Source organism: Neobacillus sp. D3-1R (genome assembly GCF_052180215.1).
Lineage (GTDB): Bacteria > Bacillota > Bacilli > Bacillales > Cytobacillaceae > Pseudoneobacillus.
The window spans coordinates 1,433,322-1,447,305 of sequence record NZ_CP197471.1; the positions used below are offsets into that span (position 1 = coordinate 1,433,322).

The following is a 13,984-nucleotide window of genomic DNA, read 5'->3' on the forward strand; positions in this document are numbered from 1 at the left end:
TTATATGACAGTGATATACTTTTACCATATCAATATTGTTTACATTGGAAAGGAAGTACATAAATGGAGATTTTAAATCTCTCTTTGCCTGCTACTAATCGTTTTGCATCAGGGTATTTACAACAAGCACCAGAGATTATGTCTTTTTTTGATTACCGATTTAACGATAAAGCGCATGATCTTAATCGATTACTCGAATTACAAAATCGAACATTCCCCCGTGATGTTCTTGCTGACCATATCGAGTCCTTTATGAATCGTTATTCAAGTTCTTCTAAAGTGAAGGAATCTCTACAAAAATTAAGAAATCCCCAAAGTACTGTAATCGTCGGTGGGCAACAAGCTGGGATATTGACTGGACCGCTTTACAGTATCCATAAAGTCATTTCGATTATAAAATTGGCAGAAGAGAAAGAAAAAGAATTAGGCATACCCGTTATTCCTGTTTTTTGGATAGCAGGAGAAGACCATGATTACCATGAAGTAAATCATGTATTTGTCCCAAATGGACAAACACTAATAAAAAAGGCTTATCCAGAAAAAGTGTTACAAAAAAAGATGGTTTCAGACATTACATTGAATCAAGATGTTTGTTTGCTTTGGGCAAAAGAGGTGTTAGAAGGACTTGGAGAAGCTGAATACACACAAGTTATTCAAAATTTCACAGAAAATGCGATTCAGCAATCACGTGACTTTGTAGACTTCTTTGCTTTCTTTGTAATGGAATTGTTTAAAGACAAAGGGTTATTGATTGTAGACTCTGGAAATCCAGACCTTAGAAAAATTGAAAAGGATTTCTTTATTAAACAAATTAAACAACAGAAAGAAATTTCCTTTGCTTTACAAGAGCAGCAATTAGAAATTTTAAAAAGCGGATTTTCACTTACAATTGAAGCTCAAGCTAATTCAGCAAATCTTTTTTATTATGAGAATAACTTTAATGAAAGATTATTGCTTGAATATCATGCTGAGAATCAATTGTTTATTAGTAAGAATAAAGCAGTGTCTTTTACTGAAGACCAATTAATAAATATTGCCAAGGAATATCCTGAAAGATTAAGTAACAATGTCGTAACAAGACCTCTAATGCAAGAATTTCTATTTCCGACGCTTGCATTTATAGCTGGTCCAGGGGAAATTGCCTATTGGGCGGAGTTGAAAAAAGTATTTGGGATTTTTTCAATGAAGATGCCGCCAATTGTTCCAAGGTTAAATATCACTTTCTTAGAAAGAGCAGTTGAAAGAGATATTGAAGATCTTGGTCTCACAATTGAAGAAGTATTACTATCAGGTACCTCTAATGCAGTGAAAGATTTTTTTGACTCTGTGAAAGATGTTGAGTTAGAAGAACAATTTAACCATATAAAGGAACAAGTTTCACTTCAGTATGAGATTATTGAACAAAAGCTTTCTAATTTAGATAAAGGTTTGTTACCTCTTTTAAACAAAAATGAATTAAAACTACAGGAACAAATTGACTTTATGAAAGTGAAAATTGATCAATCCATACAACAAAAACATGCTATTACATTCCAAAAATTTAACCGAATTGAAAATTCACTTCGACCAAACGGTGTACCACAAGAGAGGGTTTGGAATATTCTTTATTACTTAAATAAATATGGTTTTCAACTTATTTATGATTTGATGGAACTGCCTTTCGAATTTGATGGGTTACATAAAGTCATTAAAGTTTAAAACAAAGTAAGAACTCTGCTTTTTTACGCAGGGTTCTTTTTTTGTAATTGGGTCATTAATTATCTTTTTAATAGGATCTTTTCTGAAACTTTGTTGCTTTTTGTAACTAATAATTAGGCATTTCACAATATAGGTTGTTAAACTCATATGAAAATTAAGAAAAGAGCTGAGCACTTATTAAGAGTGCCTGTAAATATCCGGCTTTAGGGATTTTTACGAAAAACACAATCTATCGAAAACAGCTTTTTAAAAAAATTAAAAGGATTTTTCATAATATGAGCGAATAATTAAAAAAAGGGTGGAGGAAAGTGGGGGATTGTGGTACATTTTAGATAGAAAGTGGGTGTAGTGGGTATGTTCATGGGTGAGCATCATCATAACATTGATAGCAAAGGACGTTTGATCGTACCTGCTAAATTTCGTGATGACCTAGGTGAAATGTTTGTTATCACTAGAGGGCTGGATCAATGTTTATTTGGTTACCCATTAAATGAGTGGAAAGAGATTGAGACTAAGCTTAAAGGCTTGCCACTTACAAAAAAAGATGCCCGTGCATTCACAAGATTTTTCTTTTCTGGTGCAACTGAGAGTGAAATCGATAAACAGGGACGAATCAATATACCTACGCCGCTTTTGCAATATGCAAAACTCGAAAAAGAATGTGTTATTTTAGGAGTTTCCAATCGAATTGAAATTTGGAGCAAGCAGATTTGGGAAGACTATTTTAATGAATCAGAGGAATCTTTTGCAGAAATTGCAGAAAATATGATTGGGTTTGATATATAATAGACAAATGTTTTCTACAATTTTCGGTTCAGTCTTTTAAATAGTTATCATCCTATATTTAGCTCTAGCGCTTTTTTTAGCGTTCGTTATTTGATTTGGAAAGGTGGATAATCATGTTTAGTCATACAACAGTGCTTTTGAAGGAAACCGTTGAAGGTTTAAATATTAAGCCAGATGGTACATATGTTGATTGTACATTAGGAGGGGCAGGTCATAGTGAGCTCATCCTTTCTCAGTTATCGAAAGAAGGGAATTTAATTGCCTTCGATCAGGATCAAGTTGCCATTAATCATGCGAAAGAAAGACTATCTAAATATGAAGGCCAAGTAACCTTTATAAAAAGTAACTTTCTACATTTGAAGGAAAAGCTAGAAGAAATAGGAATTGAAAAAGTGGATGGTATTCTATATGATCTGGGTGTTTCATCACCACAGTTAGATACTCCAGAACGTGGCTTCAGCTATCACCATGATGCTCCATTAGATATGAGAATGGATAATGAGGCAGAGATTTCTGCTTTTGACGTGGTGAATTTTTGGGCATATGAAGATTTAGTAAGGATATTTTTTCAGTATGGTGAGGAGAAATTCTCTAAGCAAGTTGCCCGTAAAATAGAAGCTGCCAGAGCAATTAAACCTATTCAAACGACTGGGGAATTAGTGGAATTAATTAAAGATGGAATCCCTGCTCCTGCAAGAAGAAAGGGAGGACATCCAGCCAAAAGGATTTTTCAAGCTATTAGAATTGCAGTAAATGACGAACTGGCTGTTTTTGAAAAATCGTTGGAGCAAGCGATCCAAATACTTCATCCTGGCGGTAGAATAAGTGTCATTACTTTCCATTCTTTAGAGGATCGGATTTGTAAGGTGATTTTTAAAAGGGAAAGTGAAGGACCGCAATTGCCTCCTGGCATGCCATTTATACCTCAGGGCTATGAGCCTGTATTAAAACTTATTACTAGAAAACCTATTCTTCCGTCGGAGGAAGAGTTAGAACATAATAAACGAGCACGATCAGCAAAGCTACGAATAGCAGAAAAGAAATAATGATTAGCATTGGAGGGGAACAAAATGAGCAATTTAGCCAGAAAAATTCAAAAAGAATATCAATATGAACCACAAAGAAAAACTAGTCAAGGATTAAAACCCAAAAAGGACAAGCAGTCTTGGTTAACACCGGGTGAAAAAATATTAGGGGTATTTTTTGGAGCCATTGTTTGTTTCGGTGCGGTCCAAATGGTATCTGCTCAAGCCTCTATATACGAAGTAAATAAGGATATCCAAACGATAGAAACAAATATAAATGAACAAAAAAAGGTTAATAATGATTTAAAAATGCAAGTTAGCGAATTAAGTACCTATGAAAGAATTTGGGAAAAGGCAAGAGAATTGGGACTTAAGTTGAATGAGAATAATGTTAAGGTTGTGCAGGACTAATGATTAAAAAACAGCCGAATATGAATGTTGGAGCAGCGGTATTATTTGTAATATTCGGCCTGCTCTTTTTTGTCTTACTTTTTCGATTTGCTTCTATTCAAATAACTGGTGAAGCAGCAGGGCAGGCATTAGTTGCAAAAGCTCAGCAAAAATATATGAGGGATAGAGTGATTGATGCTAAGCGAGGGACTATTTTTGATCAAAATGGTGAAGTGATTGCAGAGGATGCAGCATCATATACCCTGCAAGCCATTTTAGATGAAAAAATGACTACCAATCCAGATCATCCTTTGCATGTAACAGATCCGGAGAAAACGGCTAGGGCTCTCGCTAAATACATCGATTTATCAGAATCTGAAATTTATAGAATTCTCACAAAAAATGGCCCATTTCAAGTGGAGTTTGGAAAAGCAGGTAAGGATATATCACATCAAACGAAACAAGAAATAGAAAAATTAGAACTGCCGGGCATTATTTTTAAGCGAGATTCAAAAAGATTTTATCCAAATGGAATATTCGCATCTCATTTAATTGGATTTGTGGAGGAAAAAGAGGGAGAAGACGGAAAAATTAACTCTAAAGGAACTCTTGGTATAGAAGAGAGTTTGAACAAACAATTAAGCGGTAAAAATGGTGTTATTCACTATCAAAGTGATCGATGGGGACTTTTACTGCCTGATGGTAAAGAAGATATTGAGCCTGCCAAAAATGGGGATAACGTTTATTTAACTATTGATAAAAAAATACAGACCTTTATGGAAGATGCCTTAAATAAAGTAGATCAAGAATATAAGCCGAAAAAAATGATTGCTATTGTAGCAGATCCGAAAACCGGAAATATTTTAGCTATGGGGCAAAGACCCACTTTTCATCCTAAAACAAGAGATGGAATTAGCGCAAGCTGGCACAACGAAGTGATTGAAACCTCGTTTGAACCTGGTTCAACGATGAAAATATTTACATTGGCTGCTGCTATTCAAGAAAAAGTGTTTAACCCAAATGAAGAATATCAATCAGGTTCCTATCAAGTAGCCCCCAATATTCGACCTATTCATGACCATAATTATGTAGGGTGGGGGAAGATTTCATACCTAGAAGGGGTACAACGTTCCTCCAACGTTGCTTTTGCTAAAATTGCAAATGAAAAATTGGGGTTTGAGAGATTTCGTGAGTATTTAACAAAATTCGGGCTAGATAAACCAACCGGCATTGATTTGCCAAATGAAACACCGGGTAAAATATTATTTAATTACCCACTAGAAAAAATTACTACTGCTTTTGGACAGGGGTCTGCTATTACAGCGATTCAACAAATTCAGGCAGCTACAGCCATCGCTAACAATGGACAAATGATGCAACCTCATGTCATTAAAAAAATAGTAGATGGAGATAGTGGGAATGTCTTAGTAGAAAATAAACCCAAGGTTGTAGGTGAACCAATATCAGCTGAGACGGCTAAACAAGTAAGAGATATATTAGAATCAGTTGTTACGTCTCCAAATGGTACTGGGAGTCGTTATCAAATTGATGGGTATTCTGTTGCGGGGAAAACTGGAACTGCACAAATTCCAGGTCCTGATGGCAAGTATTTAACTGGAGCTGAAAATTATATATTTTCCTTTTTAGGAATGGCTCCAAAGGATGACCCTAAATTAATTGTTTATGTTGCTGTTCAACAACCTCAAATTGATAACTATTTTAATGGATCGATTCCAGTTGCGAAGGTTTTTAATTCGGTCATGAAAAATAGCCTTCAATATATGAACATCGAGCCGACAAAAACCAAAAAAGCAGCTGCATTTCGTCTTCCTAATGTTAAAAATCAATCGGTAAAAGATACAAAAAAACTATTAGAATCAAAAGGATTAAATGTGGTTCTTATTGGTAAGGGATCGAAAGTAGTTGATCAATTACCGGCCCAAGATTCTATGATTCTAGAGGGTGAAAAAATCGTCATAAAAACTGATGGAAAAATAGTTCTCCCTGATTTAACTGGATGGTCCTTACGTGATTCGATTAAAGTTGCGAATCTGGCATCCTTAAAATTAAATCCGGTTGGAAATGGTTTTGTGGTGAAACAAAATATTCCCCCGGGAACTCCTATTCGTGAAGGGGAATATTTAATTTTGGATTTTAAAACACCAAAGGAGCAGTTTGATCAAATGGTGGCTGAGAAGCAGAAGAGTGAAAATCAAGAAGAATCTGAAATTGAAATGGAAGTAAAAGATTAACGGTTCCTCACTTTAAAGCTCGTTCTAATTACAAAGGTACAAGCATATATTTTGAACGATATATCTGATTGATTTGGTAAAATGTCTCGCCAATATCAAATCACAATCTAATCTTACTATGCGATTAGCCTTTTAAATTAGGACGAGCAAAAGGAGGAGCGTTTCATTATATGCGTGTTTCAAATGTAACAGTGCGTAAGCGATTAGCCGTCGCTCTATTTATCGGAATCTTGATATTTTTTATTATTGACATTCGGTTAGGTTACGTTCAATTTGTTTTAGGGGATATGCTAACGGACCGTGCACGTGACTCATGGAGCAGAAATATTCCTTTCGAACCCGAAAGAGGACAAATAGTTGACCGAAATGGAGTTGCTCTTGCTACAAATATTAGTTCTCCAACGGTCTATGTTGTACCTAGACAAATTAAAAACCCTGCAGAGGCAGCGGAAAAATTAGCCAAAGTACTTAATATGCCTAAAGAAAGTGCTTATAAGCAGATAACTCAGAGAACTTCTAGTGTAAGAATTAAAGAAGGTAGAAAAATAACACATGAAAAAGCGAAAGAAATTCGAGCATTAGGAATTGAAGGAGTTTATATAGGTGAAGATTCTAAAAGGCATTACCCATTCGGTAGTTATTTGTCCCATGTTTTAGGATTTGCTGGAATTGACAATCAAGGCTTAATGGGGCTGGAGCTTTTTTATAATAAAGAATTAAGTGGGAAAAGAGGATCTGTTCAATTTTATGCAAATGCAAAAGGTGAACGGATGAATGATATGGCTGATGATTATGAGGCACCTATTGATGGACTGGATTTGAAATTAACGATTGATACAAAGGTGCAAACCATTGTTGAAAGAGAATTGGATATTGCACAGGCAAAATATAACCCAGATGGGATCATTGCCATTGCTATGAACCCTAATACTGGTGAAATATTAGCGATGTCCAGTCGTCCAGATTTTGATCCGGCTAATTTCCGAAACGTACCTCAAGAAGTGTACAACCGTAACTTACCGGTTTGGAGTACTTATGAGCCGGGTTCAACCTTTAAAATTATCACACTTGCTGCAGCTCTAGAAGAAGGAAAGGTGAATCTAGAAAAAGAACACTTTCATGATCCAGGGTATGCTAAAGTAGAAGGGGCAACACTAAGATGCTGGAAAAAAGGTGGACATGGTTCACAAAGCTTTTTAGAAGTAGTGCAAAATTCATGTAACCCTGGATTCGTTGAACTTGGACAACGACTTGGAAAAAATACATTATTTAAATATATTAAGGACTTTGGTTTTGGACAAAAAACAGGAATTGACCTACAAGGCGAAGGTACAGGGATTTTGTTTAGTCTACCTAGAGTAGGGCCTGTTGAATTAGCCACGACAGCATTTGGTCAGGGGGTATCCGTTACTCCAATTCAACAGGTTGCGGCTGTTTCTGCAGCTGTAAATGGGGGAACTCTTTATACACCTTTTATAGCAAAAGAGCTAATAGATCCAATAACGAAAGAAGTTGTAATGAAAAATACACCTAAGGCAAAACACAGAGTCATTTCTGAAGAAACTTCAAAAGAAATTCGTCATGCTCTCGAAAGTGTCGTTGCTAAAGGTTCAGGAGGAAGAGCATTTGTTGATTCCTACAGAGTAGGTGGGAAAACAGGTACAGCACAGAAAGCGCAAAATGGACGTTATCTTGAAAATAACCATATTGTGTCATTCATAGGTTTTGCTCCTGCTGATGACCCGCAAATTGTTGTATATGTAGCTGTTGATAATCCAAAAGGTACCGTTCAATTTGGGGGTGTAGTATCCGCGCCAATTGTAGGGGCTATAATGGAAGATAGTTTACATGCACTCGATGTTAAACCAAGAAAAAATCAAATTCCAAAGAAAATGACTTGGGAAGATGTCCCTTTCATTGAGGTTCCAGATTTAATTGGATTAACAAAGAAAGAAATACAAGAACAATTAATTGATCTGAAAATAGATGCAAGTGGAGAAGGAGATGTTGTGGTAAAACAAGCTCCGGACCCTGGTACAAAGATTAAGGAAGGGTCAACCATCCGGCTTTATTTTTCAGAAAAAAAATCAAGTGAATAAGATTAAAATGGGCGGCACCTCTATCGCCGCCTATTTATGCTTGAGTAATTTTTCCTGTTTTACTCTATTTGACTTTGTCCTTCTAGGTTGAAATGGAGATTTTGATTAAATTCATGTAAAATATAACACAACAATTGTTTTGTCTTAGTATAGAAGGGATATGAAAAACGTATGAACTTACTTCAATTAGTAAATGAATTGCATTTACTTGTTCCATATAATGGTCCAAATCCAGAGATTACTTCCATTGAAAATGACAATCGCAAGGTAAAAAAAGGTAGTCTTTTTATTTGTTTAAAAGGAAAAACTGTTGATGGTCATGATTTTGCAAATTCTGCAGTAGAAAATGGTGCTTCTGCCATCATTGCAGAAAAGTTACTTGATTTAGATGTACCTGTTATTGTAGTAAAGGATACTTATAGAGCAATGGCGGTTTTGGCCGATTATTATTACGGGCAACCTAGCCATCAAATCCAATTAATTGGTATCACAGGCACAAATGGAAAAACCACTACCAGTCATTTAATTGAAAAAATATTCTCTGATCAAAAAATAAAGACTGGTTTAATTGGTACCATGTATACAAAGATATTAGATGAAAAAATAGAAACAAAAAATACTACTCCTGAGAGCTTAACATTGCAAAAGACTTTTCGAAAAATGTTAGATAAAGAAGTGGAAATAGCAGTAATGGAAGTATCCTCACATGCTTTAGATTTAGGTAGGGTACACGGCTGCGATTTTGATATTGCGATTTTTACTAACCTAAGTCAAGATCATTTAGATCATCATAAAACGATGGAAGATTATAAGCATGCAAAAGGTTTATTGTTTTCTCAATTGGGCAATGTTTTTGATGCCAATCGTCCCAAATACGCTATCCTAAATGCGGATGATGAGACAATTGATGACTATAAGAAAATAACTGCTGCACATCTCATTTCCTACGGTATTGATCAAGAAGCAGATATTAGAGCAACAAACATCAAGTTAACAGCAAAAGGTACAGAGTTTGATGTCGTTATTGGAAGTGAAAAATATCCAATCTCTATTCAATTAGTAGGGAAATTTAATATTTATAATACGTTAGCAAGTATAGCAGCAGCTTTAGTTTCAAAAATTGACATGTCTAGTATTATCACTTCATTAGAAGGTATTGAAGGAGTAGCAGGAAGGTTTGAATTAGTAAATTCAGGTCAAGATTTTACGGTTATTGTAGACTATGCTCATACCCCTGATAGTTTAGAAAATGTTTTAAAAACAATCCAACAGATTACCCAGAAAGATATATATGTTGTTGTTGGTTGTGGTGGGGACCGTGATAAAACCAAACGGCCTTTAATGGCAAAAATTGCGTGTCAATATGGTACTCAGCCTATCTTTACATCCGATAATCCACGTAGTGAGAATCCTGAACAGATTCTTAAGGATATGGAAGCTGGTGTCCAAGGAGAAAAGTATTTTACCATTGTTGACCGTAAACAAGCTATTCATTATGCGATTAGTCAGGCTAAAACAGGTGATGTTGTCTTAATTGCTGGAAAAGGCCATGAAACATATCAAATAATTGGAGACACAACTTATGATTTTGATGACCGTATAGTTGCGAAAGAGGCTATTGAGGAGAGATAAAATGTTATTAAAAAATAGCGATTTGGTCAAACTTTTTCCAAAATCGCAAGGGATTAAGGACGATTTACAATTTAAGACGGTTTCAACAGATGCCTCTTTGATACAACCCAAGGGATTATTTATCCCTGTTTTTGATGATTCTGGGGAGTTAAAAGAAGCCATTCATAATGGGGCTATTGCTGCCATTTGGGAAGAGCAGCAAACTTTACCGTCTTATGTTCCAAATCAATTTCCTATTTTTTTTACAAAAGATATTAAAAATGCTTTCGAAACGATTGTTGCATTTTATTTAGAACAATTCACTGGAGATAATAATGATCTTATGAATATGACAAAATTCCTTTTTATTGAAGAAAAGCTTCTGAATGAAAGCTTTTCTTCATATGATAAACCTGTATTTAAATTTGTATCTAAACAAGAAAGGAGGGGATAGAAATGTTGGAGCAAGTTTTAATTTTTTCTATTATTATGGGTTTTTTAATTACTGTTTTACTTTCTCCCATTTTTATTCCTTTCTTAAGAAGGCTAAAATTTGGGCAAAGTATTCGTGAAGAAGGTCCAAAGAGTCACCAAAAAAAATCTGGAACTCCAACAATGGGTGGAGTAATGATTCTTTTATCCATTATTATTACAAGTATCGTGATGACAGCTAAATTTGAAGTATTAACAGTAAAAACCTATTTGCTGCTAATTGTAACCCTTGGATTCGGTTTACTTGGATTTTTAGATGACTTTATTAAAGTAGTTATGAAGAGAAATCTTGGATTGACATCCAAGCAAAAGCTTTTAGGGCAAATAATAATCGCGACGGTCTTTTATTTTATTTTTAAACAACACGAGGATTTTTCAACAATCGTATCCATTCCATTAACCGATCTTTCTTTTGATTTAGGATGGCTGTACTTTCCTTTTATTGTTTTTTGGCTAGTTGGTTTTTCCAATGCTGTTAATCTAACAGATGGGCTTGATGGGTTAGTTTCTGGTACGGCTGCGATTGCATTTGGTGCCTTTGCGGTTTTAGCTTGGAGTTTGTCACAATTGGAAATTGCTATTTTTGCTGTTGCGGTTGTAGGTGCCGTATTAGGTTTCCTTGTGTTTAATGCCCATCCAGCAAAAGTATTTATGGGAGACACTGGTTCGTTAGCGCTTGGTGGAGCAATAGCGGCAATTGCGATTTTGACTAAGCTTGAAATTATTCTTATTATTATTGGTGGAGTCTTTGTTATTGAAACTTTATCGGTCATCCTTCAGGTGGCTTCCTTTAAAACAACTGGTAGGAGAATTTTTAGAATGAGTCCTCTTCATCACCACTATGAATTAGTTGGTTGGTCTGAGTGGAGGGTTGTCGTTACATTCTGGAGTGTAGGTCTTTTATTTGCAATACTTGGAATTTATATTGAGGTGTGGTTATAGTTGAAACATATAAAAAAATATCAACATAAAAAAATATTAGTGCTAGGATTAGCTAAAAGTGGGGTTAGTGCTGCAACCCTATTACATAAATTAGGTGCGTTTGTAACGATCAATGATAAGAAACCACTATCCGATAACCCTGAAGCACAAGGATTATTGGAACAAGGAATTACTGTGATTTGTGGCGAACACCCAGTGGATTTATTAGATGAGGGATTTGAACTTGTGGTTAAAAACCCTGGAATTCCTTATCATAATCCAATGATAGAAAGAGCGGTAGAAAAAGGAATTCCAATTATAACGGAAGTAGAATTAGCCTATGAAGTATCAGATGCACCGTTTATTGGGATTACCGGGACAAATGGTAAAACAACTACGACAACATTAATCTATGAGATGCTTGAAAAAGGCCATAAAAAACCTCTTATTGCAGGAAATATTGGAACTGTTGCATCCGATGTTGCTCAAATTGCCACAGAAGAAAATCAAATTGTTATTGAACTATCATCTTTCCAGTTGATGGGGATTGATTCATTTAAGCCAAAAATTGCTGTCATCACTAATCTATATGATGCTCATCTTGATTATCACGGAACAAGAAAAGAGTATCATGAAGCGAAAGCATTCATCACTAAAAATCAAACTTCGGAAGACTATCTCGTTTTAAATTATGAACAAGAAGAAGTCATGGCGATTGCTAAATTATCTAATGCAACCATTGTTCCATTTTCAACAAAACAATTTTTAGAGGATGGAGCTTCGATTAAAGATGGATGGGTTTATTTTAACGGAGAGGCTATTATGGAAAGAAGTAACATTAGCTTACCAGGAGACCATAATTTAGAAAACATCCTTTCCGCCATTGCTGCAGCTAAATTAACAGGAGTTGATAATTTAGCCATCCAACATATCTTATCTACTTTCACTGGGGTAAAACATCGCCTTCAGTATATCGGTGAAAAAGACGGTAGAAAATTTTATAATGATTCAAAAGCAACCAATATATTAGCAACCCAAAACGCCTTAGCTGCCTTTAATCAACCGGTTATTCTATTAGCCGGCGGATTAGATCGTGGTAATGAATTTGATGAACTCATTCCTTCAATGAAAAATGTAAAAGCATTAATATCCTTTGGTCAAACAGCTGAAAAAATTGAGCGAGTTGCCAAAGCTGCGGGAATAAAAACAATCATGCGTGTCGATAATGTTGAAAAGGCCGTGCCTGTAGCATATGACCTTTCTGAAGCTAATGATGTGATACTTCTGTCTCCAGCTTGTGCAAGTTGGGATCAATACAAAACTTTTGAAGTAAGAGGAGACATTTTTATAGAAGCTGTGCATAAGCTTTAGTAAGGGCTTGTCTACAAAAAGTAATCGGTGTACCGCCTGACTCGAAAGTGGTTCGAGAAGCTTTATTTATTCTCGAAAAGCCCTAAAATTTGCAGTCGAGGTGTGGAAATAGTGTCGACAAAAAAAAGTACTCCTGATTTAATATTGATGATTGCAACTTTTACCCTTTTAGCGATTGGACTGATTATGGTTTATAGTGCAAGTGCTGTTTGGGCGGATTATAAGTTCCAAGATTCTTTCTTCTTTGCTAAAAGACAAATGCTATTTGCCGGTGTAGGTATTGTGGCGATGTTTTTTATCATGAATGTTAATTATTGGACTTGGCGAACTTGGGCCAAAGTACTGTTAATTGTCTGTTTTGTACTGCTAATAGCTGTTTTAATTCCAGGTGTTGGTAATGTTAGAAACGGATCAAGAAGCTGGATCGGAGTAGGAGCTTTTTCCATTCAACCTTCTGAGTTTATGAAGCTAGCTATGATTGCTTTCCTTGCAAAATTTTTATCTGAAAATCAAAAATTAATCACCTCCTTTAAAAAAGGTCTAATTCCTTCTCTGGGGCTAGTTTTTCTAGCTTTTGGATTAATTATGCTCCAACCCGACCTTGGAACTGGAACAGTAATGGTTGGTACCTGTGTCGTTATGATTTTAGTAGCAGGAGCACGAATTAGTCATTTTGCTATTTTTGGTCTACTAGGAGTTGCTGGATTTGTTGCTCTAGTTATCTCGGCGCCTTACCGTATAAAACGAATTACATCCTTTTTAGATCCATGGCAAGACCCTTTAGGGAGTGGATTCCAAATTATCCAATCCTTGTATGCCATTGGACCTGGCGGGTTATTCGGCCTCGGACTAGGACAAAGTCGACAAAAGTTCTTTTATCTACCCGAACCCCAAACAGATTTTATTTTTGCTATTTTGGCAGAGGAATTAGGATTTATTGGCGGGTCATTTATTCTCCTTCTCTTTGCTCTTCTATTATGGAGAGGGATAAGGATCGCATTAGGTGCGCCAGATTTATTTGGAAGCTTCTTAGCAGTTGGAATAATTGCGATGGTTGCCATTCAGGTAATGATCAATATAGGAGTTGTAACAGGATTAATGCCTGTTACAGGTATCACATTACCGTTCTTAAGCTATGGGGGATCCTCTCTGACATTAATGCTTATGGCAATTGGTGTACTATTAAACATTAGTAGGTATGCAAGATATTAAGGTTTTAAACCAACCCTGTTCCTCGCAGGGTCTTTTTGTTTTTTTATTTTGGAAAATCTCTAAAAGATTGAGGTTTGAAATGGATTTTCTTTAATAAAACGTTGACTGGAGCGGAAGGTGCGAGACT

At 35.6% G+C, this 13,984-nt stretch carries 11 protein-coding genes; all 11 read left to right on the top strand.

Annotated elements, in window-relative coordinates:
* The first annotated feature begins 63 nt into the window (after window positions 1–63).
* Window positions 64–1,698 carry a bacillithiol biosynthesis cysteine-adding enzyme BshC gene (bshC, locus tag ACSBPO_RS07335; protein WP_442599400.1) on the top strand — a complete coding sequence of 545 codons (1,635 nt, stop codon included), beginning with the start codon at window positions 64–66 and terminating at the stop codon, window positions 1,696–1,698.
* 354 nt (window positions 1,699–2,052) lie between these two features.
* A complete protein-coding gene (mraZ, locus tag ACSBPO_RS07340; protein WP_442599401.1) occupies window positions 2,053–2,484 on the top strand; it encodes a division/cell wall cluster transcriptional repressor MraZ in 432 nt (143 codons plus the stop codon).
* 113 nt (window positions 2,485–2,597) lie between these two features.
* Window positions 2,598–3,530 (top strand): 16S rRNA (cytosine(1402)-N(4))-methyltransferase RsmH, encoded by a 933-nt coding sequence (gene rsmH / locus ACSBPO_RS07345; protein WP_442599402.1) that lies wholly within the window; start codon window positions 2,598–2,600, stop codon window positions 3,528–3,530.
* A gap of 24 nt (window positions 3,531–3,554) precedes the next feature.
* Window positions 3,555–3,920 (top strand): cell division protein FtsL, encoded by a 366-nt coding sequence (gene ftsL / locus ACSBPO_RS07350; protein ID WP_442599403.1) that lies wholly within the window; start codon window positions 3,555–3,557, stop codon window positions 3,918–3,920.
* Window positions 3,920–6,151, top strand: a complete 2,232-nt coding sequence (locus ACSBPO_RS07355) for a penicillin-binding protein (protein WP_442599404.1) — start codon at window positions 3,920–3,922, stop codon at window positions 6,149–6,151. Before ftsL ends, ACSBPO_RS07355 begins: the two co-directional genes overlap by 1 nt.
* Before the next feature lie 170 nt (window positions 6,152–6,321).
* Window positions 6,322–8,250, top strand: coding sequence for a stage V sporulation protein D (locus ACSBPO_RS07360; RefSeq protein ID WP_442599405.1), 1,929 nt, complete (start codon window positions 6,322–6,324; stop codon window positions 8,248–8,250).
* A 171-nt stretch (window positions 8,251–8,421) separates the two neighbouring features.
* A complete protein-coding gene (locus ACSBPO_RS07365) occupies window positions 8,422–9,882 on the top strand; it encodes a UDP-N-acetylmuramoyl-L-alanyl-D-glutamate--2,6-diaminopimelate ligase (protein WP_442599406.1) in 1,461 nt (486 codons plus the stop codon).
* A 1-nt stretch (window position 9,883) separates the two neighbouring features.
* Window positions 9,884–10,315 (top strand): hypothetical protein, encoded by a 432-nt coding sequence (locus tag ACSBPO_RS07370; protein ID WP_442599407.1) that lies wholly within the window; start codon window positions 9,884–9,886, stop codon window positions 10,313–10,315.
* 2 nt (window positions 10,316–10,317) lie between these two features.
* Window positions 10,318–11,295, top strand: coding sequence for a phospho-N-acetylmuramoyl-pentapeptide-transferase (gene mraY, locus ACSBPO_RS07375; RefSeq protein WP_442599408.1), 978 nt, complete (start codon window positions 10,318–10,320; stop codon window positions 11,293–11,295).
* The gene (gene murD / locus ACSBPO_RS07380; RefSeq protein WP_442599409.1) at window positions 11,296–12,645 is read left to right on the top strand and encodes a UDP-N-acetylmuramoyl-L-alanine--D-glutamate ligase; all 1,350 of its coding nucleotides are present in this window, start codon (window positions 11,296–11,298) and stop codon (window positions 12,643–12,645) included.
* Window positions 12,646–12,756: 111 nt separating this feature from the next.
* Window positions 12,757–13,857: a stage V sporulation protein E gene (spoVE, locus tag ACSBPO_RS07385; protein WP_442599410.1), complete on the top strand. Its 1,101-nt coding sequence runs from the start codon at window positions 12,757–12,759 to the stop codon at window positions 13,855–13,857.
* Window positions 13,858–13,984: the final 127 nt, after the last annotated feature.